19 protein-coding genes and 1 pseudogene are annotated in these 24,515 nt (G+C 50.1%); 15 read left to right on the top strand and 5 right to left on the bottom strand.

What is annotated here, in order from left to right:
• Nucleotides 1–181 precede the first annotated feature (181 nt).
• The 4 genes from EYB31_RS32265 (at nucleotide 182) to EYB31_RS32250 (ending at nucleotide 6,502) form a co-directional block, all read left to right on the top strand.
• Nucleotides 182–1,144, top strand: a complete 963-nt coding sequence (locus tag EYB31_RS32265; RefSeq protein ID WP_240763113.1) for an ABC transporter permease — start codon at nucleotides 182–184, stop codon at nucleotides 1,142–1,144.
• Between the two features lie 21 nt (nucleotides 1,145–1,165).
• Entirely contained in the window at nucleotides 1,166–2,035 is an 870-nt protein-coding gene (locus tag EYB31_RS32260) for a carbohydrate ABC transporter permease (protein WP_338120001.1), read from the top strand.
• Between the two features lie 33 nt (nucleotides 2,036–2,068).
• A complete protein-coding gene (locus tag EYB31_RS32255) occupies nucleotides 2,069–3,622 on the top strand; it encodes an extracellular solute-binding protein (protein WP_131017618.1) in 1,554 nt (517 codons plus the stop codon).
• 153 nt (nucleotides 3,623–3,775) lie between these two features.
• Entirely contained in the window at nucleotides 3,776–6,502 is a 2,727-nt protein-coding gene (locus tag EYB31_RS32250) for an MGH1-like glycoside hydrolase domain-containing protein (RefSeq protein ID WP_165452730.1), read from the top strand.
• Nucleotides 6,503–6,717: 215 nt separating this feature from the next.
• On the opposite strand, the gene EYB31_RS32245 is transcribed toward EYB31_RS32250, so the two are convergent.
• Entirely contained in the window at nucleotides 6,718–7,470 is a 753-nt protein-coding gene (locus EYB31_RS32245) for an IS1 family transposase (protein WP_165452729.1), read from the bottom strand.
• A gap of 356 nt (nucleotides 7,471–7,826) precedes the next feature.
• On the opposite strand from EYB31_RS32245, the gene EYB31_RS32240 reads away from it, so the two are divergent.
• From EYB31_RS32240 to EYB31_RS32195, 11 genes and pseudogenes are all read left to right on the top strand, one after another.
• Entirely contained in the window at nucleotides 7,827–8,417 is a 591-nt protein-coding gene (locus EYB31_RS32240; protein ID WP_131017615.1) for a hypothetical protein, read from the top strand.
• Nucleotides 8,418–8,483: 66 nt separating this feature from the next.
• The gene (locus EYB31_RS32235) at nucleotides 8,484–9,992 is read left to right on the top strand and encodes a TIGR02677 family protein (protein WP_131017614.1); all 1,509 of its coding nucleotides are present in this window, start codon (nucleotides 8,484–8,486) and stop codon (nucleotides 9,990–9,992) included.
• On the top strand, nucleotides 9,985–11,223 hold the full coding sequence (locus EYB31_RS32230) for a TIGR02678 family protein (RefSeq protein WP_131017613.1): 1,239 nt from the start codon (nucleotides 9,985–9,987) through the stop codon (nucleotides 11,221–11,223). The genes EYB31_RS32235 and EYB31_RS32230 overlap by 8 nt, the downstream gene beginning before the upstream one ends.
• Before the next feature lie 8 nt (nucleotides 11,224–11,231).
• Nucleotides 11,232–15,371 (top strand): TIGR02680 family protein, encoded by a 4,140-nt coding sequence (locus EYB31_RS32225; protein WP_131017641.1) that lies wholly within the window; start codon nucleotides 11,232–11,234, stop codon nucleotides 15,369–15,371.
• Between the two features lie 2 nt (nucleotides 15,372–15,373).
• Entirely contained in the window at nucleotides 15,374–16,747 is a 1,374-nt protein-coding gene (locus EYB31_RS32220; RefSeq protein ID WP_131017612.1) for a TIGR02679 domain-containing protein, read from the top strand.
• A 266-nt stretch (nucleotides 16,748–17,013) separates the two neighbouring features.
• The gene (locus EYB31_RS32215; RefSeq protein WP_131017611.1) at nucleotides 17,014–17,355 is read left to right on the top strand and encodes a helix-turn-helix domain-containing protein; all 342 of its coding nucleotides are present in this window, start codon (nucleotides 17,014–17,016) and stop codon (nucleotides 17,353–17,355) included.
• A gap of 223 nt (nucleotides 17,356–17,578) precedes the next feature.
• A pseudogene (locus tag EYB31_RS32210) lies at nucleotides 17,579–17,962 on the top strand (ImmA/IrrE family metallo-endopeptidase); the annotation flags it as partial.
• Nucleotides 17,963–18,061: 99 nt separating this feature from the next.
• The gene (locus tag EYB31_RS40455; RefSeq protein WP_165452728.1) at nucleotides 18,062–18,229 is read left to right on the top strand and encodes a PIN domain-containing protein; all 168 of its coding nucleotides are present in this window, start codon (nucleotides 18,062–18,064) and stop codon (nucleotides 18,227–18,229) included.
• A 163-nt stretch (nucleotides 18,230–18,392) separates the two neighbouring features.
• Nucleotides 18,393–18,671: an autorepressor SdpR family transcription factor gene (locus EYB31_RS32205; protein ID WP_131017609.1), complete on the top strand. Its 279-nt coding sequence runs from the start codon at nucleotides 18,393–18,395 to the stop codon at nucleotides 18,669–18,671.
• Nucleotides 18,668–19,315, top strand: coding sequence for an SdpI family protein (locus tag EYB31_RS32200; protein WP_131017608.1), 648 nt, complete (start codon nucleotides 18,668–18,670; stop codon nucleotides 19,313–19,315). The genes EYB31_RS32205 and EYB31_RS32200 overlap by 4 nt, the downstream gene beginning before the upstream one ends.
• A 44-nt stretch (nucleotides 19,316–19,359) precedes the next feature.
• Nucleotides 19,360–20,163 carry a YhfC family intramembrane metalloprotease gene (locus tag EYB31_RS32195; RefSeq protein ID WP_131017607.1) on the top strand — a complete coding sequence of 268 codons (804 nt, stop codon included), beginning with the start codon at nucleotides 19,360–19,362 and terminating at the stop codon, nucleotides 20,161–20,163.
• 326 nt (nucleotides 20,164–20,489) lie between these two features.
• On the opposite strand, the gene EYB31_RS32190 is transcribed toward EYB31_RS32195, so the two are convergent.
• From EYB31_RS32190 to EYB31_RS32175, 4 genes are read right to left on the bottom strand one after another with little or no spacing between them, the layout of a single operon-like run.
• Nucleotides 20,490–21,227, bottom strand: a complete 738-nt coding sequence (locus EYB31_RS32190) for an HAD family hydrolase (protein WP_131017606.1) — start codon at nucleotides 21,225–21,227, stop codon at nucleotides 20,490–20,492.
• Nucleotides 21,228–21,261: 34 nt separating this feature from the next.
• Nucleotides 21,262–22,062, bottom strand: coding sequence for a carbohydrate ABC transporter permease (locus EYB31_RS32185; protein ID WP_240763110.1), 801 nt, complete (start codon nucleotides 22,060–22,062; stop codon nucleotides 21,262–21,264).
• A gap of 10 nt (nucleotides 22,063–22,072) precedes the next feature.
• Nucleotides 22,073–22,966: a carbohydrate ABC transporter permease gene (locus tag EYB31_RS32180; RefSeq protein ID WP_131017604.1), complete on the bottom strand. Its 894-nt coding sequence runs from the start codon at nucleotides 22,964–22,966 to the stop codon at nucleotides 22,073–22,075.
• 27 nt (nucleotides 22,967–22,993) lie between these two features.
• Nucleotides 22,994–24,340: an ABC transporter substrate-binding protein gene (locus tag EYB31_RS32175; protein ID WP_131017640.1), complete on the bottom strand. Its 1,347-nt coding sequence runs from the start codon at nucleotides 24,338–24,340 to the stop codon at nucleotides 22,994–22,996.
• Between the last annotated feature and the right edge of the window lie 175 nt (nucleotides 24,341–24,515).

Here is a 24,515-nt window from a genome sequence, read left to right as displayed (position 1 = left end):
AGGCTCTATTTTCGTCATCCGGTAGCGTAGATTAGGCGAAAACAGCTGCGAAATTACGGAGGGACCGGCAGCGCGCTTATTTTGATTTAGTCAAAAAAGCACAAGAAGTCACGATGGAACACATGGATGCCGCTATTGAAACCGATTACAATAAAATTCAGGCACAGGAGGGAGAGATAAGATGGAGTTAGGGAGCAAGGGCGCTGTACCGAACCAAACAGCTTCTATTCCAGGGACAGCCGCCAAGCGGAAGCCCTATTGGTTAAAACATTGGCAAATTTATACGATGGTGCTTCCCGGGCTGATTTTTTTTCTGCTATTTAAGTATATCCCGTTAACGGGTATCGTTATTGCGTTCCAGGATTATACGGTGTTCACCGGCATTTTTGGCAGCAATTTTGTAGGTTTCAAACACTTTTACAATTTGTTTACGTACCCTGAATTCCTTCGGGTCTTAAAAAACACGCTGCTCATCAGCATTTATCAAATCGTTCTGGGGTTTCCAGCGCCCATCGCGTTGGCGATGTTAATGAATGAAGTGCGCAAACTGTTCTTCAAACGGGCGGTACAAACCGTGTTGTATCTTCCGCATTTCTTGTCTTGGGTCATTGTGGGGGGGCTTGTCATCAACTTTTTATCGCCAAGCTCGGGCATGGTTAACGATGTGCTCAGGTGGCTGGGCAAGGAGCCGATCTTCTTCATGCAGGAGCCAAATTATTTCCGCTCGATTGTTGTGATCTCGGGGATATGGAAAGAGGTTGGCTGGGGCACGATCATTTATCTTGCCGCCTTGGCGGGCATTAACCCGGAACTGTACGAAGCGGCCGAGGTGGATGGAGCCGGCAAGCTGAAGCAAGCGTTCAGCATTACACTGCCATCGCTGCTGCCGACGATTATGGTGCTGCTGCTGCTGCGGATCGGCAATGTGCTTGATCTTGGTTTTGAGCAGATCTACATGCTGCTGAACCCGCTTGTGACGGAAACGGGCGAAGTGATGGATACCTACATTTACCGCATCGGTCTCTTAGGCGGGCAGTACAGTTACACGACGGCCATCGGACTGTTTAAATCGCTTGTCGGCGTCATTCTTGTTGTCGGCGCCAACCAGTTAAGCAAAAGAACAACCGGAAATTCGATTTACTGATTCGGAAAGGAGAACGGTCATTTGATCAAAGAACATACCTCCAGGCGCATCTTTATATACGGCAACTATTTGTTCTTGACGTTAACGAGCCTTGTGATGCTGCTGCCGTTTTTGCATATTTTTGCAGGTTCTTTAAGCAGCGGAAGCGCCATTTCCCAAGGGAGAGTCAGCGTGATCCCCGTTGATTGGACCTTCATCAATTATCAAGCCGTTCTGAAAAACGCGGCAATCTGGAAATCCTTCGGCGTAACCGTGCTGCTAACGGTAGGCGGAACGGCGTTTAATCTGTTTTTTACCTCGCTGATGGCATACGGCTTATCTAAAAACGAATTAAAGGGCCGTTCTTTAATTCTCATGCTGATTGTATTTACGATGATTTTTCAAGTGCCGCTGATTCCCGGGTATTTGCTGGTTAAAGCTTTGGGCATGCTGAATACGCTGTGGGCGCTTATTATTCCGGGCACGATCAGCGCGTTTAACCTGATTATTATGGTTTCATTTTTTCGGCAAATTCCCGAAGGGCTGGTGGAAGCCGCACGGATCGACGGCTGCGATGAATACCGGACCTGGTGGCGCATCGTGCTGCCATTATCGCTGCCCTCGCTTAGCACGATTGGCTTGTTTTATGCGGTTGGCCACTGGAACGGATATTTCAGCGCAATCATGTATATCCGCGATCCCTCATTATTTCCGCTTCAGGTCAAACTTCGCCAGCTGCTTGTGGAAAGCGATACGGAATCGCTGATGCAAAGCGTAAACGTAACGCTGCAATCGATGGAAGGTATCAAAATGGCGACCATTATGGTGGCGACTATTCCCATCCTGTTGATTTACCCGCTGCTCCAGAAACATTTTATAAAAGGCGCGATGTTGGGGTCAGTGAAAGGTTAATATACTATAACACGTATAAAGGAGACGGGTCACATGAGTAAAAAAATGACGTTGCTTGCATTATCTACGGCGCTTGCTGCAGGGGCTTTGGCAGGATGTTCGTCCGGAGGCGATGCTCAAGGACAAGCCGGTACAAAGGCGGCGGACAGCAAGCCGGTGAAGCTGAAAGTCGGCATCGGCACGGAAGGGCTTCAATATATTGAAGGCTCTGCGAATATTAATGAAGACAAATACACCAAGAAGCTGCGTGAAATGTCCAAAACCGACGTGACACTGGAGTTAATTCCGCACGCTCAGTATGATCAGAAGCTCACGTTATTGTTTGCCGGCGGCGAACTTCCCGATCTGCTGCAAACCCACGGCATTAATAAGCCGGAGGTAGCCCCGGCGGTCGACTCGGGTGTCTTGATCCCGCTGAATGACCTGATCGACAAATACGGCCCGAATTTGAAGAAAAATATTTCCAAGGAAGCATGGGATTTCGCATCGGTCAGCAAAGGCGGCAAAATTTACGGCATTCCTAGCGTAAATGCCACTCCGAACGGCAATGTCATGATGGTCCGTAAGGATTGGCTGGATAAGCTTGGCATGAAGCCGCCGAAAACCGTCGATGAATATATCGAGATGCTGAAGGCGTTTAAAGAGAAGGATCCGAACGGCAACGGCAAACAAGATGAAATTCCGTTCTCCGGGCGCGAGAAGCTGGCTTTTACCGAGGCTTTCTTTGGAGCTTACGATGCGATGCCGGCCGACTGGAAATTTGAAAACGGACAGCTGATCCCCAACATGATCCGCCCGCAAATGAAAGACGCCTTAACGGTATACAAAAGGCTTTATGAACAAAAGCTGCTTGATAATGAAGTGTTCGTGCAAAAACCGAAAGATTGGGATGCCAAAATCAAAGGCCAGGGTATCGTCGGTTTATGGATTCATGGCCCAAGATTAGCTGACAAATGGGCTGCGGAAGTGAAGACCGGGACACCTACCTCGCAGCTTGATATTATTCCGGCTCCGGTCGGGCCTGACGGCAAAGGCGGTCTTAGTATTGGCAGCTCTGTAGGCGGTAATGTATGGGTTATTCCGAAAACGACCAAAAATCCGGAAAACGCGATTAAGTTCCTGGATTGGTTTTATTCCGACGAAGCCCAGAAGTTCCTTACTTATGGGATCGAAGGGGACGATTACACGGTTGAGAGCGGCAAGATCAAGTACAAATATCCGGAGAAACAGGAGGACATTTATCGAGAGGAGATGCATTTGACGTGGCTCCGCCTGATCGGTCCTTCCCACTTGACGGATACGGAATTTATGAAAAACCGTCCGTCCGGCGATCTTGTGCTGAAGGCGATGGATGTGGCTTCCAAGGAAGGCCGGAAAAACGATGGCTTGGGCATGCCGGCGCTGCCGACTCTGCAAGCGCGTCCCGAACTGGGAAGGGACGGTCTCTGGCTGGAGCTTGCGGCGAAAATCGTCACCGGCAAGGAATCGCCCGACGCCTTCGAGAAGTTCGTGGATGATTGGAAGAAACGCGGCGGGGACCAGGTGATCAAAGAAGCTACGGATTGGTATAAAAGCACTCATAAATAATAGCCACACATCATTAAAAAAAGTGCACATCAATATAAAAAATCAGGCAGTTTGAGGCATTGCATTGTGCAATGCCTTCTTCTCTGCATGTTATACTCAAGATGAAGCAAGAAAGCCGGCTTTTCGCATATGTAGAAGGAGCGGATGATAAGCATGGAACAGTTGAGGGGAACACATGATTTAAAGCAGCTGCCCTTATGGGGGCCATACACGAAAAAATATATCGGTATTTCGCATATTGCCGATGCCACACGAGGTTTGCGCTTCGATTTGAGCTTATTTCCCGGCTTTTACCGCAGGAAAGTGGACGTTCCGAATACGATGTGGGAATCGGGATATCATCCGTGGGAAGCCGCACCCGATTTAAGCTGGTACACGCACCGGCATGAGCTGGAATGGAAAGATCAGGTTTACGCGGACATTACCTATGCCGAAAGTTCCAGCAGCTCCAGGTTGATCCGGTGCGAGCTGGTTAATCGGACGCAAGCCAGCCAAAACGTAGTGCTGCATTATATGGCGTCCCTGCATTTCCCTCAGGTGCGAGGGCACGGGGAACGGCTGCGAACCGTTCGTCCCGAACTTCCGAAGGAAGGGGCGTTATGGAAGGATGCGCTGGACTATGAGACGTTGTCGTTTGCAACGCCGCGTCCGAGCGATAATCTGGTTTACGACGGCTTTTTTCGCGGAGAAGAGAGAGTGCAGGATTTCGTGCAAGGTTCGGCCCTTCGATTAGGCAAGGAAACAGGGGATCGGGTATCTTATACGTTCGAATTGGCGGAGCCGCTGAAGCAAGCCGCTCTGCTGCTGCGTTACCGGATGACGGACGGGCAGCGCCTGTGTCTGGAAATCGGCGGGGTGCCGGACACTTCCGTACATTTAGAGGGCACGGGTAAGCCGGAGGCGGCGATTGCGGTATTGGGAGCTTTGCCGGCCGGGCGGCATGAAATTGTATTTATGGCTGCCGAGTCCGATGAGTTCACCACAGACGGCGGCAGCGGTTCCGGCTCGGCAGAGCTGGACGGTTTTGTCATTGCCGAGAAGGATGATCTGGAGCATGTTCGGTTTGAGACAGAGGCAGCTGAGGCGCATCCGCAGCGGTTTGCGGGGCCCGTTCCGAACAGTCTGCTGCTTAAATATGAAGGTATCGATACTTATTATGGACTGCTTTGGGCTTATGAAGACTATGAAATAAGGGAGTTTCATTGCGACGAGCTGGACCGTTTTATGCGGCATAATGTGCATCATCATGTGAATTCGGTATTTCATGGCGATGGGGAAGGCCATTTCACCAATGTATATTTACGGCCGATTCCGTTGGCTCCGCAATCCAGCAGCGTCCTATATGGGCTGGTTTGCAGCGGGACAAGGGATGAGGTGGAGCGGCAGCTGGCTCAATTTAAACCTGACGCCGAGCTGTGCGAAGCGGCTTTTGTGTCGTTGAAGCAAAAATCGCAGGCGAAGCCGTTTAATTCATCCGGGGCGCCATATCGTCTCAGCCAGCAGTTGATGGAGGCCACCTTATGTACCAATGTTGTTTATCCGGTTTATACGAGACGGTCGTATATCCGCCACAATACTCCGGGACGGTGGTGGGACAGCTTATACACGTGGGATTCCGGTTTTATCGGAATCGGATTGGCTGAGCTTAATATCCAGCGCGCTGTAGAGTGCTTGAATGCTTATGTGACAGAACCGGGAGATCCTCATGCGGCGTTTATTCATCACGGTAGTATGGTGCCGGTGCAGCACTATTTATTCCTGGAACTGTGGAACAAAACGCAGTCACGGGAGCTGCTGAACTATTTTTACCCCAGATTGAAGCAATATTACCGGTTTTATGCAGGCAAGCTGGGCAGTTCCACCACGGCGGCTCTTTCTTCACATTTGCTGAAGACGTGGGATTATTTCTACAACTCCGGAGGCTGGGACGATTATCCGCCCCAAGTTGAAGTGCACCGCAGCGGGTTGACCGCTGAAGCGGCGCCTGTCTCCAATACATGCCATGCCATACGAATCGCCAAAATATTAAAAATGGCGGCGTCTGCCATTGGCGGTCTGGAGCAGGACATTGCCGAATATGACGATGATATAACTCGTCTAGGTATTGCCGTTCAGAAGTATGCCTGGGATGAGGAAAGCGGTTATTTTGGTTATGTTTTGCATGATCAGATGGGTAATCCAAAAGATCTGCTCCGGCATGAAAGCGGCCAAAACTACAATATGGGGCTTGATGGAGCTTACCCGCTCGTAGCCGGTATCTGTACATCCGCACAGGAACGGCGTTTATTAGCGTATATAAGCGACGAGAAAAGGCTGTGGAGCCCCATCGGTCTATCGACGGTCGACCAAAGCGCCGCTTATTTTAGAAAAGATGGGTATTGGAACGGCGCGGTTTGGATGCCGCATCAATGGTTTTATTGGAAAATGCTGCTCGGCTTGGGTTGCAGCGAGCCGGCTCACCGCATCGCCCGCACCGCGCTGGATTTATGGCGAACCGAAACAGAGGCTACTTACAATTGCTATGAGCATTTTATTGTGCAATCCGGAAGAGGCGCAGGCTGGCATCATTTCGGCGGGTTATCCGCCCCGGTGCTGAGCTGGTTTGCCGCTTATTACCGGCCGGGTACACTCACATGCGGTTACGATGTTTGGCTGGAGAAGGCGGATTTTAACGACGACAACACGGAGCTGTCGGTCGATCTTCGTTATTTTGGGGCGGAAGGCAAGGAACATGCGGCGCTGGTCTGCATGAAGGCAGGCCGGACGTACCGGGTTGCATGGAACGGGAAGGCCATACATGCAGTAACGAATGGCGACGGATTGTTGGACATCCATTTGCCTGGGGAAAGCAGAGGCAAGCTGACCGTTACCCCGGTGTAACGGCGAGGAGCGAATGCGGAGGCAGCTAATTTTACACTACGCTGTGGTGAACATTACTGCAATGACAAATGTAAAACGGAATGGACCAACACTATTATTGCGCAGATCGGAACGACATTGTGCCCATTGGACGGTAATTGAACAAGCAGTTGTCACAGAGTATCCTTCTGAGACGGCTGCTTGTTCTTTAACGAGTAACTATAGTTAATGATTGATTATATTAATCTTTTTAATAGCCTATTGGATCGTGATAAACGATCCTTATCGAGGCAAAGTTTGAACAATTCATAAGGCATAATAACAGGATTTATGGCTTCCATAAGTTTTAACATGCGAAAAAAGGTCAAATGCATAAAGAGATTTCGGAAAGCAATCCCGCGTTTTTTGGAATTATATGCTCGAAATTCCTGTATTACCTTTGTTAAGGCTTCCGTTTGTGAGGGAGCAGCTTTCAAGGCAACATTGCTTCCAGTGTCTTGATGGATTGTGAAGAGGATATGACTTGGGTTTTCTCGGTTAACAGCTATTGTTACTGGAATAGTAACTGTAGAATTGCTCTCCGCATCATCGGAACTCTCAGGAAACTGACTTTTTTGCCGCAGGGTGTTTCCCTTATCTGTAAGGCTAACCGTGATGGTTGCGCTGTCATGAGAACTTTGGTCTGACTGTTGGAATTGTTTGTTTGGTAGGTAAAGTGCGAAGAATGCCGAAAGCTTCTTATTCCACGTATAAATCGTATTGATATGTAGCTCCAGTTTGGCTGCAATTTGTTTGGCCGGAAGCTTTTCGACCATAACATATTGAATGAATAACGGCCATTTTTGAATGTTGCGGCTGCGATGAAAAAGCGTACGAGTTAGATCGCTAAATACACGTTTACATTGCCGACAACGATATCGCTGCCAATGGGTACCGTTTACAAGTCCAAAGCGAACATAGCTACAAACCATTTTCCCGGTTTCTTGCATGCAGTGAGGACAAAACACTCCTTTTATAAACCGTTCTCGTCTGATGGACTCACAATCCAAATGGAGGAGCTGGTGCGCTTCTGTCAGTAACTCTTGACGTGGGTCACTCTGGTGCTTATTCATCTGAGAGTAGTTTGTTTCAACTTGGGGTCTCATAAAAGTTACACCTCACTGCAGCCCTTTGGGCTTACTATTCAATAAAATTATACAAGAACATCTGTTTCTATGCAATCAGATCAATCATTAACTGTTATTAATTTTACGGCAGGACATGACTGCAGTTGAAAAACTATCCGTTCTGTGGCTAATCTTATATCAATGACAAGTTTTTAAGCTGCGAGGAGGAGAGACGTGCTGTGAAGTGTCCATCTCTTTACCATTTTTACCGTGCATATTATGGAGGAGCAGGTCAAGGAAAAGCGCATTTTGCAAGGGCTATTATTGAGGCTGGAAAACAGTTGGAAAGAATATTTGAAACGCATGATTGGGAGGGATATCATCGTTACGCCTCCCAGCAGTATGCACTTTCTTTGACGAAAGGCTTTCTTCGCAAATTTTATGAACTTGCTGAACAGCACTATGGAGAAGAGCTTTTTGATGAACTGCAATGGTTGAATAATCGAATTATTTTACCGAAAGAGGCTTTAGGGAAAGCTGAAGTGTACATTCCTTTTTCGTTTTGTTTTGCAGCAAAAGAGAAAAGATTTATTTTCATGGAATACGGGAAATTGGATGATGCCGAAAAATGGTTGCCGATTTTTAAAACACTTGTAGAATCGTTTGTAGTGGGCGCCTCACTTCCAGAAGCTGAAATGGTCACATATTGGGATCTGATGAAGGGGACTACCATTGAATTATCGTATCCAGATTCTTTCCTCGCACCTCGGGAACGGGTGCTCCAAACTGCAAGAAGACTTGCTGAACAAGCTAAAAAAGGACGTAGGTAAATTTTAAAGGTTTTCTCACCTAATCACATATCTGTTAAACTATAAGGGTTGAAGGAGGCGTATAACTTGGACCCGATTATAACCCCGGCAGGGCTGCGAGCAGTGCCGGAGCTCAGTTATTTAACTGCAATTAATGTAGCCCGTTACCGCGCAATTATGAAATTTATCTATATGGAATATCAGCGATTGAAGTATTGGCTGCGGCCGGAAGAAATTTACGAGGGAATTGAGGCTTGGGGGGTTCTGGAGGGCTATACGCAGGAACAATGCATTTCCGATTTGGAAAGCTTGAAGGGATGGGGCAATCTGGCCTCTCGCCATGACGGGGGACGCGCGCTGTCAGTGGAAGAATACATGAGGAAGAAAAGCCAGTATTTGCTCACGCCATATGCCATCGAAATTGAACGGATGCTGGAGTCTTTGGAGAAGGTGAAGGGATACGGCGGTTCCTTGGAAACGACGTACTTTGACACGATTGCAGGTTGTGTCCATGAGATTCGAAGCCGGTCAATGGATTTTGAACCGGGGAAGGCGCTGCAAATTTGGGAGAAGCTTTATGAGGCATTTAAGACGATGCATGAGAACGCCGCGGATTTCATCGCCAGCATTCACTCCATTCAGGCAGAAGAAATGATGGCAACGGAAGGGTTTCTTGCATTAAAAGACAACCTGGTCAACTACTTGCAGCATTTTGTAAAGGCCCTGCAACGCAGCGCTTACAGAATTGAAGGTCAACTGCAGCAGATCGGAGCCGGTTTAAGGGATTATTATCTGGAGAAAGTGCTGGCGGACGAACTCGCCAAACCGAGGCTGGAAGAAGGGAAATCGTCGGAAGAACTGTGGCTGGAGCTGCAGCAGGGCTGGAATAATCTGAAACGGTGGTTTGTCGGCGACGAGCAGCAGTTTAGCGAGCTGACGCTGCTCGAAAGAGCGACCAAAGAAGCCATTGCGAAAGTTGTTCGAAGCGCGGTTCGTCTGCAGGAACGGCGGCGTGGCGGCGTAAGCAGGAGGGGAGATTTGGAGGAGCTTGGGCGCAGATTCGCTTGGATCAATAACCTCAATGAAGCGCACCGGCTTGCGGCTTATGTGTTCGGCCTGTTTCCAAGCCGGCATCTTCAAGGGGAAGACGAACGCAGTACAGAGCGGACGGATGCTTCAACTTGGGACGAACCGCCTAATATTCGCCTCATACGGACGCGCAGCCGCAAAAGGTCCGGCCGATCGGCTTCGGAGCCGATGCGGAGTCATTCGGACAAACGCGAGGCCTATCGCGAGCACTTGCTGCTGCAGCTGGAAGAGGAGAGGGCTTTCGTCGAAAAAATGCAAAAATGGGGCGAAATTCAGATAGCCGGATTGCCGAGGTTAAAAACGAAAGAACGGATGCGGCTGATGCAGTGGATTGGACGGTGTACGGCTTCGGCATCAAGATCTTTCGTAACCGCTGACGGGTATCGAATCTCCTTGTCGATCCCAAGCGAAGAGACGCAAGATGCTGTGCTCCACAGCGAAGACGGCAGCTTGACGATGCGGAACTATACGATTGAAGTAGCGGGAGGCGAAACGCTCCATGGCTAGAGGAGGAACGACATCTTATGCGCTTCGGCGGATGCGCGCGAATCGAAAAGCGGATGCCGAGCACTGGAATGAACGGAGGCGTACTTGCGCGCATGCCTTGCTCAATCGGCATTGGGTTACAAAAGAGGAAGACCCTGATTTGTTTTATGCGATTCGGGATCAATATACAGAGTTGCGGGACTGGTTTGCCGAGTTCACCGGATTTTCGCTTATTCTGACGCGTACGATCGCCAAACTGGATAAAGCGCCGGTCGTCGCGGCGTCTTGGATGGGTTTCTCGGAATTTCGGGAGCCGAGGGACTATGCTTTGTTTGCCTACTCGTTATGGTTTTTGGAATCGAAGACGGAGCTGGATCAGTTTGTGCTGACAGAAATCGTGGAGCAGGTCAGCGAACAGCTTGTCACATCGGGCCTTGCGATGGACTGGGAGAACTATCAGCATCGTCTCTCCATGGTTCGGGCGCTAAAGAAGCTAAGGCAGCTCGGCGTTCTTCGGCACATTGACGGAGAGGAATCGGACTGGGCGCATGACAGCCGTTCGAAGAATGTGCTCTACGAATGCTCGCCGTCCGCAAGATACGTATTGCGTTTTTTCCCGAGAGAACTAAAGGCTTATGAACGGCTGGAAGATTTCAATGAACAGGTCGTCTATCCGGCGACGGTCGACGGTGAGCTGCGAAAGCGCCGTCACCGCATTTACCGGCGTTTATTGTTGGAGCCTGCGGTCGCTGACCGCGAGTGGAGCCCTGATGAATTGTATTATGTTCAGACCCAGCGGCGTACGCTGATGGACCAGATGCAGTTTATGTTTGGCATGGAGGGAAGCCGTTACAGGGAGGGGCTTTTCTTTTTCCATCCGGAGCTAAGCGGTGAATGTAGCTTGTTCCCCACGCCTTCGGGCATTTCGGATCTTGTGCTACTCTTCGCAGGGGAGCTGCGGAAAAGGCTGGGCAGCCGCGATTGGTATGTATCGGAACAAGGCACAGTGGAATTAACTCAGACGGACGTTGAAGGAATGTTATACCTGCTCAAACAGAAATATGGGGAGTATTGGGGCAAGGAGCACCGGGAAATGAGCTTGGGCGAGCTTGCGAATGCGCTGACGACGCACATGCAGGATTGGAGTTTGGGGCATTGGAGGGAAGAAGGAGAAGGCGGTCAACGGTTCATCGTATCCGCTGTTGTCTCCAGGTGGAGCGCAGATTATTCATGGGATGAAGGAGAGGACTAAACCGTATGATGGAGGCGGCTGTAGTAGAAAAGAACCGCGACCGCTGGCAGATGAACCGGGCGGGCATCCTTAATTTTTGGTTCTATGAGGATGAAGAATTTATGTTGGAGGACGGACGGCTTGTGCTGCGCGGGACGAATGGCGCAGGCAAATCCGTGACCATGCAAAGTTTTATTCCGCTTGTTCTGGACGGGGATAAGCATCCGAATCGTCTTGATCCTTTCGGTTCGAAGGATCGGAAAATCGAATACTATTTGCTTGGAGACAAGGAGGAGCATACGGATCGCACCGGATACCTGTGGCTGGAATTTTTGCATCCGGTCAAAAACATATATAAAACGATAGGCATCGGCTTGCGGGCAAGGCGAGGGGCGGCCCAGGTAGGCTTCTGGGGATTTGTGCTGGAGGATGGCCGGCGTGTCAATCATGATTTCTGGCTTTACGATCGCGTCATACTGCAGGAGGGTCATGGGAAATTTCCGCTGGACCGCAAAGGTCTGGAAGAACAAATAGGAGCCGGCGGACAAGTCGTTCAGGAACAAAGGGGTTACCGCGACCTCGTGAACCGTGCTTTGTTCGGGTTCCATGACAAGGAAGCTTATATTGATCTGCTGAATCTGCTCATACAACTGCGCAGTCCAAAGCTGTCCAAGGATGTCAAGCCGACCTCAATCTATGAGATTTTGGTGCGGGCGCTGCCGCCGCTGCACGAAGAGGAGCTTCGTCCGCTGTCGGAAGTGATGGAGGATATGGATCAGTTGGCGGACCGGTTGGAAGAGCTCCGATTGCACCGGATCGAACTTGAGAAGCTCAACCGCAGCTACGAGCAATATAACCGCTATTTGCTTTACCAAAGCGGAGATCAACTGCTTTCGGCCAATGCCGAGCAAGAGGAAGTAAAGAGGCAGATCTTCGCAATGTCTGAGGAATTGCAACGAGCTATCAAGAAAAAAACGGATATTGAAGCGGCGCAGGCCGAACATCAGGAGCAGGCGGTTGCGGTGGACACAGAGCTTGAGCTGCTGGACCGCAGCGAGGTGATGGAGAAGCAGCATGAATTGGAGCAAACGGAGCAGCAGCTTAAGGACACGGAGCATTATACCGATCAGGCCCAGAAGCGGTTGACGGCGGCACTGCGCGGAAGCGAGGCGGCGGAGCTTGCGGCGGTTAAAGCCCGGAAGCTGCAGTCCGAGCTGCTTGAGCAGCAGCAGGAGGGACTTGAAGAGCTTGAAGTTTTAGCCGAGGTCATGGAGTTTGATCATCATGGTGTATACGCAAGATATTGGAGTCCCGAACCTCCGGATGAGACGACGTTTCTGCCTGCTTGGCGGCGGGATGCGGAAGCGCATCGCAGCGCGATCGAAGAAGCGATCCGGCTGGCCGAGCAGGAGCGGGAGGCGGCACAACTGGTGGCCGAATATGACAAGCAGCTTGGCGCGATGCGTTCTGAACGTGATCAGGCTGAGCAAACGATGCGGGGAGCGGAGGACGCGTCCGATTCCGCTTTGTATGCCTGGAAAGAAGGGCTGCTGACGTGGAAGCAATCACTGCAACATTTGCAGCTTGGCGAAGCGGCCATCCAAGCTATGTTCGCAGCAAGCAGCGCATTGTCTTATGAGCAACAGAGCATAGAAGCGGTGCTTGAACCGGTGCGAAGCGAGGCCGACCGCAACCGGCAGGAACGCCTGTCGATCAAGCTGGAATTGGAGCAGCAGGTCAAGCAGCTCAAAGAAGAATGGAACATTCTACGCGCAGAGAAGCTGGCTTGGGAGCAGGCTCGCGAACCGGAGCCTGCGCGCAGTTCGTCGCGTATCCAGACGCGTTGCGGATACACGGAGGGGCAGGGGGCGCCGCTCTATGAAGTGTGCGAATTTCACGCTCATATTGGACAAAAACAGCGGGCAAGCATCGAACTCACACTTCTGAACAGTGGGCTGCTTGACGCTTGGATCCGGCCTGACGGTCAAATCGGCACTCTTTCCGAATCGGATGAGGAGGTATGGATTAACCCGCAGCCCATGGAATGGGGGTATACGCTTGCTGACGTTTTGAAGCCGATGCCTTCGGCGGAATCGGGATTGTCCGAGCGGCATGTGGAAGTCGCGCTGCGTTCATTTGCCTGGGACGAAGGATTCGAGCCGCTTACGTCGTCGCAAGATCAGGCGGTGTCCGTTGTCGGGAGCGACTATTATCAGTTCGGCGCCATGGTTGGAAAGGTGAACTCCGCTGCACACCAGGCACAATATATCGGCAAGGAAGCGAGGAATCAGTATAAGCTTGCCGAAATCGCCCGATTGAATCAAGAGCTGACCCGGTGTGAGGGCGGCATGGATGAATTGCGTCTACGGATCGCCGAGTTGGAAGGCGTTATGGATAACCTGCGGCAGGAGTTTGCCCGTTTTCCGATACAAGAAGAATCGCATCGGGTGCTGCGAAGGGCCTGGATAGAGCAACATGAGGCTGCGACGCGTTTTCGCTTGCTTATGGAGCAGGAGAGCAAGCTGGCTGGACAGCTTCGCGCCAAACAGCAGCTATGGAGCGAATTAAAGCAAGCGTTTATCACCATGACTTCCAAATGGTCCCGGCTTAAAACGCTGCGCGATCTCCAGGAGGCGGTCCGGACGGTCGGAAGTTATATGGAGGGTATTTCCCGGCTGAACTCGGATTGGCGGGAATACAGGCAGTGCAGCCAGGAAGTGAAGCGGAATGAGGCGGAGGCCCAAACGCAAGCGGAATTTGCCGAGATGGAAGAGGAACTGCGGGATGAACTGCTCGATAAGCGATATGCCCTTCGGGTGAAGGCCGATCAGCTTCGCAAGCTGATGGACGAGCTGGGGATCAGCGATGTATACGGGCGGATCAGCGGCCTAAAGGAACGCCGTCAGGAATTGGCGAAGGCGCGCGACAACCTGGCCCATGAGTTCACGGATGTGGCTTCGCGCATCGCGGTGCTGCGCGATCGACAATCGGGACTGGCCGAACGAGAACGCGACATCGATGAGCATCTGGGGCGGAGAAAGCGGCAATTTGTCGCGGAATGGCAATTGCGGCTTGTTCCTGAAACTGCGGGTCGGGAGCTGGAAGGCGAGGCCGCCGAGGAATGGCTTGCGGCATGCAAGTCCATTGTGACAGAGCTTGAACCGAACGTTTCCCGTTCGAATAAGGAACGGCTGAGCGGCGTGCTGCAGGATCAGTACAACGCCTCCAAGCATTTGCTGGCCGAATATGTTCTGGAAGCCGACATTAGCGAAACGGGGAGAATTACACTGCTTTCCATGCGGGATCGGACTCGGCCCCAGAAGCCGAGCGCCTTGCTTGCGGAAATGGCCGTTATTTTGACAGAGCAGGAGAATCTGCTGAGCGAGAAGGACCGGGAATTGTTTGAGGAAATTATTTTGCGGAGCGTCGGCAAGTCGATTCGCCAGCGCATCCAACGTGCCGAGCTGTGGCTCAAAACGATGAACAAGCTGATGGCGGAACGGGATACGTCAAGCGGGTTGAAGCTTCAATTGCAATGGCTTCCCAAAGCGGCGCAATCGGAGTCCGAATTAAATAGCGACGAGCTGGTGGAACTGCTCCGCCGGGATGCGCATTTGCTCCGCGACGATGAGGTGGAGCGGCTTATCGGGCATTTTCGTTCCCGTGTTCAATGGGCCAAGCAAGGAGCGGCTGAAGAAAGGGAGGCGCTGCGCAAGCATATTTACGAGATGCTTGATTATCGTTCATGGTTTCAATTTTCGCTGAGGTATAAAAAAGGCGATGAGGCGCAATACCGCGAATTGACCGATCCGCGGTTCAATGTGCTGAGCGGCGGCGAGAAGGCGATGTCGATGTACATTCCGCTGTTTGCGGCAACCTATTCGCGTTATGCGGATGCGAGCCCAGATGCGCCCAAAATTATTTCGCTGGACGAAGCGTTCGCCGGTGTTGATGACGAAAATATTCGCGACCTGTTCGGTCTGCTGACGGAAATGGAATTTGACTACATGATGACATCCCAAGTGTTGTGGGGATGCTACGACACCGTGCCGAAGCTGAGCATTTGTGAAATTTACAGACCGAAAGACGCCAGTTATGTGACGGTGCTCCGCTATCGCTGGAACGGCCGGCGCTTGGAGCCGGTGGCCGATCGTGGGGGAGATGAATAGAGGTGGGGGAAGAGGCGGCAATTCGCGTTTACTTTGGACAGCCGGGATTTGAGCGGTTTCTAAAGCAGCTGCAGCGGCAGTATATGGCCTCCAAGGATGGAGCGAGAGGGTATGTGACGCTTGCGAATATTAGCGATACGGAACGTCATACCCTCGATAGCTTCTACGGAACCTACAGTGCTCCGGTAAAAGGGGAGACGAAGCGGTATTCTCTGAAAAAGTTCGAGCGGCTGCTCAAGAGCAGCCGTTTCGAGCTTACAGTATCGGAGCTGCTGAAGCTGCTGCATGGAGAGCCGGTGCTAACGCGCCGGGAGCACGCCGCGCAAATGAGCGCTTTATGGAAAGAATGCGTTCAATTGGCTGTTGAAGATGCGCATGGAACGGATGAAGTCGAACACCGGATCATGAAATGGGTACAGGGGCTGATCGCAGAGAACTCGCTTGGTTCCCGAACGTTAAAAAATGTGTTTGCCAAGTCGCCGCAAGAGGCTCGATGGTGTCTTAGCCATTGTTTGAAGGCATTGAATCGGATAGCAGCGGGAAAAGAAAACGCACCGATCCGGCTTTCTGTTTTGGCGGCAAACATAACCGGCGATGCGCATGCGCTGGACTTGAAGAATCCACTAGGACGTTTGTTCTGGTGGAGCCTCGCGGCCATTTACGGCCAGCATCCCGCCGCCGGGTTTTCGGAAGAAGGCGAGGGCGACTCCGAACTGGCTGCAATATCCGATGATAGCAGCCCGCAGGCTTATCTGATCCGCGAAGGGTATCGGCGGGGAGGCGTGGCTGACGACGATCTTTCTTCCCAAGTTATGTTTTATGCGCCGGAGTTGTTTGGAATACGCGAAGAATGTGTGCTGACGCTCAGACAAGTAGAGCGGCTGCCTGCGGAGCGGCTTGAACGAATGCGTTATACGCATATTTACATGGTAGAGAACCCATCCGTTTTTGCCGAGCTTATAGATGCCGACGTTCGGAAGCATGAGGAGTGTCAAGCAGATGCCGCAGCCCCTGTCATTATTTGCGGGAACGGTCAGCCCGTTACAGCAGTGGTTAAGCTGCTGGATGCATTGTTAAGCCGTGAGCGCGTCACATTATCCTATGCGGGGGATCTGGACCCTGCCGGGCTCAGCATTGCCCAAAACCTGCAGCTTCGTTATCCGCAAGCTTTTCGAGCTTGGCGTATGGATAAGCAGCTGTTTCTTCAATATGTGCACAAAGGAATACCGTTAACCGAAGCTGAAAGGTCTCGATTGCGGGAATGCCAGTATGGTTGGGACGCAAATCTCGCATGTGTCATGCTGGACAAAGGCGTCAAGCTCCATCAGGAATTGTGGGTGGAAGAGCTGCTGCAAGACCTTTATAGCCGGATATAAGGCCAATGGGGGCTATAGGCACCAGATGGGGGAAATGAGAAATCCGCAGCTCAGAAAAACAGTCCCTCTCCATGGCGTAAGATGGCTTTTTGTCATTTGGCTGAGATGAGTTGGCAGGAAGGTGAAGAGAGGGGCGGAGAGGAGACTCTTCAGGAAGAGTTGATTCGGGGAAAGCTCTGTTGCATAAAGTTTGAATTTTGGGCGAATATCACATTGTGATTTACAATATTTTGCTTTATAATTTTACTGATAAGGAGGTGGATGTCATGGATCGCAAACAATTTGGAAAGAACTTAACCGCGATATTGAAGGTAAGGAATGTTTCGAATAGAAATTTATCAGATTCATGTGGAATACCTTACTCTACGGTAGTTTCCATTGAATATGGCCAATCTGATATATCGCAATCACAATTGGAGGCGATCGCTGATTATCTAGGAATATCTCCTTTGGAATTACTGGGTATAGATTTACCGGAACCATCAATACCTATTGAAGCTAGATTAAGAGTTCAAGGTTATACCAATGATCCTGAAATAAAGAAGGCGCTTGAATTTGCTTCCAATTTCCTTACTCATATTGAAGAGTTAAAACACTTAAGGGGATAGTCTTAGAATGGTGCCAGTAATATACTCGAAGATCTATAAGAACAATGAAAATTATAGGTTAGCCAAAGTAAGAGCAAATTTTGCGAGAGATAAATACGGTATACAAAGCGGGCCTGTTACTAGTCCCGTTTTTTCATATCTTGAAAAGGAAAATTGTTATGTTGTAACTTATGGTTTTGATAAAAAAGCAAAACTTTTAGGAATGTAACTATCTCATGTCTTATTTGACGAAGAAGATATGTTTGATATTTGTTTTCCGGAAGGCTTTAGTAAAGATTCAAATGAAATTTTAGCTGATTTTTTTGCCTCGCACTTTCTGATGCCAGAAGAAAGTATACTAGAAGAATATAACTGGAATTCTTTTGAAGTTGAAAAAGAACATATAATCAGGTTATGTGTTAAATACGGAGTTTCATTTATTGGTATGGCTTTGAGATTACATAACTTAGGGTTAATCACGAACGAATCTTATCAAACATACTTAAGAAAGAGTCAAAAAGGAAATCTGAGACTTAAGGAACTTTGTATCTCTGAGGGTATCGAACCATCAATTTTTGAAGCGCCAAGAGATGCATATATTTCTGAAAATTATATCAATTTAATATAAGTAGGTCGGTACTGGTTGACCATTTTATCGCGTTTCTAGAGGAAAACCTGGAAACCGATCTTAAAGAGCTCGTAATAAAAGCGGATTCTACGTACCCTGATGAAGTCGGGAGAAGCGGCTTCTGTTGTTTATGCAAAGCATAACGGTTTTACTTTAATAACTGATGACAACAGTCCCAAAAAACTTGCACATAAGTTTGGAATTACTACAAGTGGTTCAATTGGTATCTTATATTTAGATATGCCTTATCAGAATACTTTTCTTTAAGTTAAATCCACATCCAATAAAGGGTGTGGGTTTTTGTGTATTCTGAAACTTAACAGCCAACTCAAATATGGTTGACAAAAGATGGTTTATGATATACATTTTTATTAGATATTTAGATAATATTCGAAATATCTAAAAGGTTTTCCGACAGGGGTTGAAACAGTTGAATGAAGCTTTTAAAGCACTTGCTGATCCGACCCGACGGCAAATATTAAACTTGCTCCGGGAGCGGGATCTAACCGCCGGTGAGATTGCAGACCATTTTCAAATTAGCAAGCCAAGCATCTCTCACCACTTGAATTTGCTGAAACAAGCGGGATTGGTTATCGATAAGCGGCAGGGACAAACTATCGTATATTCGCTTCATACAACGGTAATGGAGGATGTGCTGGGTTGGATGTTCAGTATAATGGGCAAAAAGGATAAGGAGGAGCAGACATGAGGGCGAGAGCGATTTTTCGAGAGGTTATTTTATGGATCATTGTATTTTCACCGGTTGTGGGCGCACTGCTGTTTTACAATCAGCTGCCGGAAACGATGGCGACCCATTTCGGGGTTCATAACGAAGTGAACGGGACTATGAGCAAACCTGCTGCCGTTTCGATGATTGCGATCATCGGTTTTGTGCCGGTTTTATTGTCTGCGGTGAGAAAGTTCGACCCGAGAGTTGTCAATGAACCTAAGTTTACCATTGCCTTTCAGGCGGTTCGATACGGTGTAGGGCTAGTGTTGGCAGCTGTCGATTGGTCCATCGTGACCTATAACCTGGGTTACAGCATGGATATGCGCAAACTTGTTTTTGTGTTGATAGCCGCGTTGTTTCTGGTTATCGGCAATTATCTTCCGGTTATGAAACCAAATTTCACAATGGGCATTCGGACGCCGTGGACGCTGACAAGCGATGAAAACTGGCGAAAAACACATCGTTTGGGCGGTCCGGTCATGATGATCGGGGGACTTATTATCCTCGTGGCTGCATTTTTACTGCCTGGGTTGTCAATTGGTATCTATATTGGGGTTATAGCATTAATCGCTTTGCTGCCTGTCGGATATTCGTTTCTCCTATTTATACGCAAGCGCGGCTAGTGCCCGGCGGCGCTATTTAAGCTGAACCCGAAGGAGAACTCGACATGATTTCGAACGTTTCGATAGCAAGCATTGCCCTGCAAGGAATTGTAGTTGTGCTGTTTGTGGCTCTGCTATTTTGGGCGGTACGCCAACGCGAACGTTTTTCGATGCGGCCGGTATGGGTGGGCGTACTTGTGTTTTTCTTGTTTTCGCAGGTGCTGGAAAAGATCATGCATCTTATTGTGCTGCAAGGTCAGGCGGAGCCGCACGGATTACTCGCCAACCCGTTCCTTTTTGCAACATACGGTGCGCTGGCGGCTGGGGTTTTTGAGGAAGCCGGCCGATATCTCGGATTTCGCCTGCTGCTTAAGCGTCATCGCCAGCGCAAGGATGGGCTGGCCTACGGATTAGGACATGGGGGCATTGAGGCGTTGTTTATCGGTGTTGTATCTTCGGTTCAGTCGCTTGTGTTTGCGGTCCTGATCAATACGGGCAAATTCGAGCAGGCGCTGGGCGCGAAGGGGCCGGCGGATGCATTGGCCGATCTGAAAAGCAAGCTGCTGAACGCGTCGCCCTTTGAATTTTTGATCGGGGGATTTGAGCGGATTCCGGCGCTTTTCATTCAAATCGCTTTATCGCTGATTGTCCTTTATTCGGTGCGTTCCAAGCGGATCGCGGTTTTATTTTACGCTATTTTATTACATGCGCTTGTTGACTTTATTCCGGGGTTGTATCAGGCGTATAAAGGGAATCTCAGCTTGTGGGCTGCGGAAGGTGCAATCTTGTTGTTTGGCGTTGCGGCCGTGTGGCTGATCTGGCGCTCCCGAACATGGCGGATTTGGTCGGTTGAGCAGGGGCGGCTGTAGCGGTCGTTCCGGTTCGCAAGTGCTAGCGAAGAAATCACCGCCAAGTCCTTTTAGTGCGATGAGGTACGTTTGGCTCGTTGAATGAGGATGAGTATAGGACTCCGACCGCCAATTAAAATCGTGTACCCTTGAATCATGAAAGCGGTTGGGACACGATTTTAAAAAGCGGACGCTTGCGCTTCTTCGCCCCATACTCATCCCTTATGTCAGCTTTCCGCTAGTTTGTCTGAATCGAAGTTTTTCGACGAAGCACATAAAAGGCACCCTGGCTTGGGTGCCTTCCTATTTCATGTGGCAAGCAGCGGGGCGGCGGCCCCATCCTGCTTTTATAAAATAAACCTTTGAATCACCTTGGCCACGCCGTCTTCTTCGTTGGAGTCGGTTACGGCTCCGGCGCGGCGTTTCACTTCCTCTTGGGCGTTGCCCATGGCGACCCCGAGTCCGGCTTCGACGATCATGGACATGTCGTTCAGGCTGTCGCCCACCGCAACGGCTTCGCGCATCTCAACACCCAGCAAGCGGCATACTTCGCGTAAGCCGTTTGCTTTCGTAATTCCCTTCGGATTCAGCTCGATATTGCAAGGGTGGGAGTTGGTTGCTTCAAACTCCCACGTCTGCGCGATGGTTTCGTGCAGCGCGGCCAGCTTTTGCGGATCTTCCGTATGGTAGCCGAACTTCAGCCATTCATACTCGGAGCAGTTCAGCTCGCCCCACGTATCCCGCTTCACCATCCCTTCCGTCGTATAAGCCCAATACCAAACGTCCATCGTTAACGCCGTTTGCCGCAGCCGTTCGATCACTTCCGCCGGAATGGGACTGCGCTGATATAACTGTTCGGGGCCGCTCCACACTTCCCCGCCGTTAACGGCGACGATCGGCTCGGTTAAGCCGAGCTGCTGCGAATACGGGAGGATTTTTTGAATGCCGCGCCCCGTCGTCAGGATGACATGCACGCCTTGTTCCTTGCATTTGGCAATCCACCGGGCGTTTTCCGGGGATATTTCCTTGCTGTCGGTCAGCAGCGTGCCGTCCATGTCGAGGGCGAGCAGCTTGTAGTTTGTCATGTTGCCTCCTAAATGTGACTGTCGTTAGCAAGCTTTATTTTACACCGGAATGCATAAAGCTGTTAATAAAACCTTTCTGGAAGGCAAAAAATCCGACCAGCAGCGGCAGAGCGATAATTAACGTGGCTGCCGTCACCTCCGCAAATTGAGCGCCGGTTTCCGACGCATGGGCGAAAATCGCCAGTCCGACCGTCAGCGGACGGTTATCCGGCGAGTTGGTTACGATGAGCGGCCACAGAAAAGCGTTCCAATGCGCACTGATAGACACGATGCTAAACGAGATGATCGAAGGAACGGCCAGCGGCGCGTACACCTTCATAATGATCTGCAGCAAATTGCAGCCGTCCAGCCTGGCCGCTTCCTCCAGCTCGTAGGGCACCGACTTAAACGTCTGCCTCAGCAGAAACGTGCCAAACGCCGATGCAAAATACGGGATCATGATGCCAAGTTTCGTGTCGATCAGGTGCAGCATTTTTAACACCTGGTAATTTTGCACGATCAATATATCGGGAGGAACCATGATCTGCACCATCACCAGCATCAGCAGCAGATCCTTGCCCCAAAATTTCATTCGGGCAAACGCATAAGCGGCTAAAATCACGGTAATCAGCTGCAGCGCCAATATGCCAAACACAATTTCGATCGTATTGATATAATAAAGCCCGAATGGAGCCGCGGTCCATGCGGTTTTGTAATTGGCCAGCGTAAACTCAAACGACCATCCCGATGCTACAATCAGATCGCGGGGCCGGAAAGATGTAAAGACGGTCCAAGCCAGCGGGATGACCCAAATGACGGCCAGCACATACATCAGGCCATATTTCAAGTAGCGCATTTCAATCATCCTAACTGTAATGAATTTTTTTGTCCAAACCGAAAAATTGGATGCAAGATACGATCAGCAGCAGGGCGATCAGCACGACGGTTAATGTCGCCGCCATCCCTTCGTCCCAGAATTTAAAGGCCGTCTCATAAATATGGTACAGCAGCAGGTTGCTGGCGTTGTCGGGACCGCCGCCGGTCATAACCGCCAGGTGGTCGACCATCTTGAACGCGCCGGTAGTTGCGATGATAAAAATAAACAAAGTGCTTGGCATCAGCAGCGGGAACGTGATTTTCCAGAATACGTACCACGGCTTGCCGCCGTCCACTTCCGCGGCCTCGTAGAGGTCCTTCGGAATATTCTGCAGACCGGCCAAATAAAACACCATCAGAAAACCGGCTTCCTTCCAGATCGCCATTACAATCGTCGCTCCGAGCACCGTGCTCACATTGCCGAGCCAGTTGACCGATGGGATATGGAACCAGTCGAGAATCGTATTCAAAATGCCGTATTTCGGCGTATAAATAAACAGCCAAATGTTAGCGATCGCGATCGCGGGAATAACCGTCGGGTAAAAATAAAACGTCCTTGTCACGCCTCCGCCCCGGATCGCCTTGTTGACGAATAAAGCCATAGCCATCGCAATCGCCATGGCGGCGGGAACGGTCCCTATCACAAATACAAGCGTATTGCCAAACACCTTCCAAAACTTATCATCTTCCCATAATGTTCTGTAATTGTCCGCTCCGACGAACTGCGGAATCCGGACCGCCAGCTTTTTCATAAAAAAACTGGTATATACGGTTTTATACAGAGGATAAAACGTAAACATGGCAAGGAAGATAAAAGTAGGAAGGAGAAGCAGCCATGCATGCGTGTTTTCACGCAATCTTCTGGCAAATAACCGCTTCTCCATAAATCAGTCCCCCTATTCCGTGTGTCTCTACTTGTTAAAAGGAGCAAGTACCTTCTCGGCCGCTTCCTGCGCTTTCTTGAGCGCTTCGGCCGGCGGCACCGTGCCTGTGATCGCTGCTTGCAGATTGTCGTTCCAAATCTTGCCGACTTCTCCGGAGTTATGGGTGGAGAAGGAAGCGGCCGCGTATTTCAGCTGATCTCTTGCCGTAACCGCTTGCGGGAACGAAGCGATATATTTCTTCATGACATCGGTTTCATTCGAGCTTCTGGATGGCGCGACATAACCCGTATCGATACTGAATTGGGCGAGACGCTCCGGCTGGGTCAGCCAGCGGATATATTTCCAAGCCGCTTCTTGTCTTTCTTTGGCGATGCCTTTGAAAATATACAGATTGGCTCCGCCGACAGGTGTGCCGTAGTTTTTGCCGGCCGGCAGGAACGCTGTGCCGAATTCGAATTTGGCTCCGCTTTTCACGGCTCCGAGGTTGCCTGTCGTATGATACATCATGGCGGTTTTGCCGCTGGTGAAGTCGGAAGGAATCGTCGCCCAGTTGGTGGCGCCTTCCGGCATAACTTTTTCCTTCTTGATCAGGTCGATCCAGAATTGCAGCGCTTCTACGTTTTCAGGCGTATTGAAAAATACTTTTTTGCCGTCTTGGTCCATCAGGTTTTTGCCGTTTTGCAGAGCAAGCGCCTGGAACATCCAGCCGATATAATCCGTCGAAGAGATCTCGATGCCCCAACGTCCCGGTTTGGTCAGCTTTTTGGAATACTCCACCAGCTCTTTGTAGTTTTGCGGCGGCTTCTCCGGGTCAAGTCCTACTTCTTTAAACGCTTCTTTGTTGTAATACAAAATGATAGTGCTGCGTTGGAACGGAATACTGTACGTTTTGCCGCCCGTTTGCGCGTTGGCCATAAATCCTTCGTAAAAGTCTTTAATATAAGCGTCTCCGCCGTCTTTGGCGATCAGATCGTCAAGCGGAATGATGGCGTCCATATCCAGCAAGGTAAACAGGTCCGTCGAGGAAACTAGCATTAGATCGGGAGGCGTGCCCCCCATAACCCCGGTTTGCGCTTTGATCAAGGTGTCTTGGTTGCTGCCGGTATAAATCGGCTTGACGGTAATGCCGTCTTTGTTCTCTTTATTGAACTGATCGGCCAAGCTGTCAAAAATTTTGGTCAAAGGTCCGCCAACCGCTACCGGAAAGAAAAAGGATAATTCGATCGGTTTAGACGGTTTTTTCTCCGGTTCCGGGCTCTTGGCGGCGCTTCCGCCGGCAGGGGCTGAAGAAGGAGCCGAAGCAGGAGCGGCGCTGCTGCAAGCCGACAGCGCTACTAAACAAATGATGAGGACGGTTGTAAGGATAAATCTCATTTTGGATAAGACCATTCCATGTTCATCTCCCTTTAATTTTTGCGAATATTGCAAGTATTCAGAACGCAGGTGCGTGCGGATCCCCCTTTCCCAAAATAAAAACCCCGAACGCAACCATTACCTTCCTAATTAAAATTAGGAAAGGAAATGTGTTGCACTCGGGGTTCTCCTTGTT

The sequence above is a fragment of the Paenibacillus thalictri genome (assembly GCF_004307995.1).
GTDB lineage: Bacteria > Bacillota > Bacilli > Paenibacillales > NBRC-103111 > Paenibacillus_AF > Paenibacillus_AF thalictri.
Note: the sequence above shows the minus strand (reverse complement) of the source record. Positions and strands in the feature narration are given on the sequence as shown.

What these genes read in the sequence shown, in the direction of transcription:
- EYB31_RS32265 (WP_240763113.1), top strand. Translation starts at nt 182, where the DNA reads ATGGAGTTAGGGAGCAAGGGCGCTGTACCGAACCAAACAGCTTCTATT.
- EYB31_RS32255 (WP_131017618.1), top strand. Translation starts at nt 2,069, where the DNA reads ATGAGTAAAAAAATGACGTTGCTTGCATTATCTACGGCGCTTGCTGCA.
- EYB31_RS32250 (WP_165452730.1), top strand. Translation starts at nt 3,776, where the DNA reads ATGGAACAGTTGAGGGGAACACATGATTTAAAGCAGCTGCCCTTATGG.
- EYB31_RS32245 (WP_165452729.1), bottom strand. Translation starts at nt 7,470, where the DNA reads ATGCAAGAAACCGGGAAAATGGTTTGTAGCTATGTTCGCTTTGGACTT.
- EYB31_RS32230 (WP_131017613.1), top strand. Translation starts at nt 9,985, where the DNA reads ATGGCTAGAGGAGGAACGACATCTTATGCGCTTCGGCGGATGCGCGCG.
- EYB31_RS32225 (WP_131017641.1), top strand. Translation starts at nt 11,232, where the DNA reads ATGGAGGCGGCTGTAGTAGAAAAGAACCGCGACCGCTGGCAGATGAAC.
- EYB31_RS32215 (WP_131017611.1), top strand. Translation starts at nt 17,014, where the DNA reads ATGGATCGCAAACAATTTGGAAAGAACTTAACCGCGATATTGAAGGTA.
- EYB31_RS40455 (WP_165452728.1), top strand. Translation starts at nt 18,062, where the DNA reads ATGAAGTCGGGAGAAGCGGCTTCTGTTGTTTATGCAAAGCATAACGGT.
- EYB31_RS32200 (WP_131017608.1), top strand. Translation starts at nt 18,668, where the DNA reads ATGAGGGCGAGAGCGATTTTTCGAGAGGTTATTTTATGGATCATTGTA.
- EYB31_RS32195 (WP_131017607.1), top strand. Translation starts at nt 19,360, where the DNA reads ATGATTTCGAACGTTTCGATAGCAAGCATTGCCCTGCAAGGAATTGTA.
- EYB31_RS32190 (WP_131017606.1), bottom strand. Translation starts at nt 21,227, where the DNA reads ATGACAAACTACAAGCTGCTCGCCCTCGACATGGACGGCACGCTGCTG.
- EYB31_RS32185 (WP_240763110.1), bottom strand. Translation starts at nt 22,062, where the DNA reads ATGCGCTACTTGAAATATGGCCTGATGTATGTGCTGGCCGTCATTTGG.
- EYB31_RS32180 (WP_131017604.1), bottom strand. Translation starts at nt 22,966, where the DNA reads ATGGAGAAGCGGTTATTTGCCAGAAGATTGCGTGAAAACACGCATGCA.
- EYB31_RS32175 (WP_131017640.1), bottom strand. Translation starts at nt 24,340, where the DNA reads ATGAGATTTATCCTTACAACCGTCCTCATCATTTGTTTAGTAGCGCTG.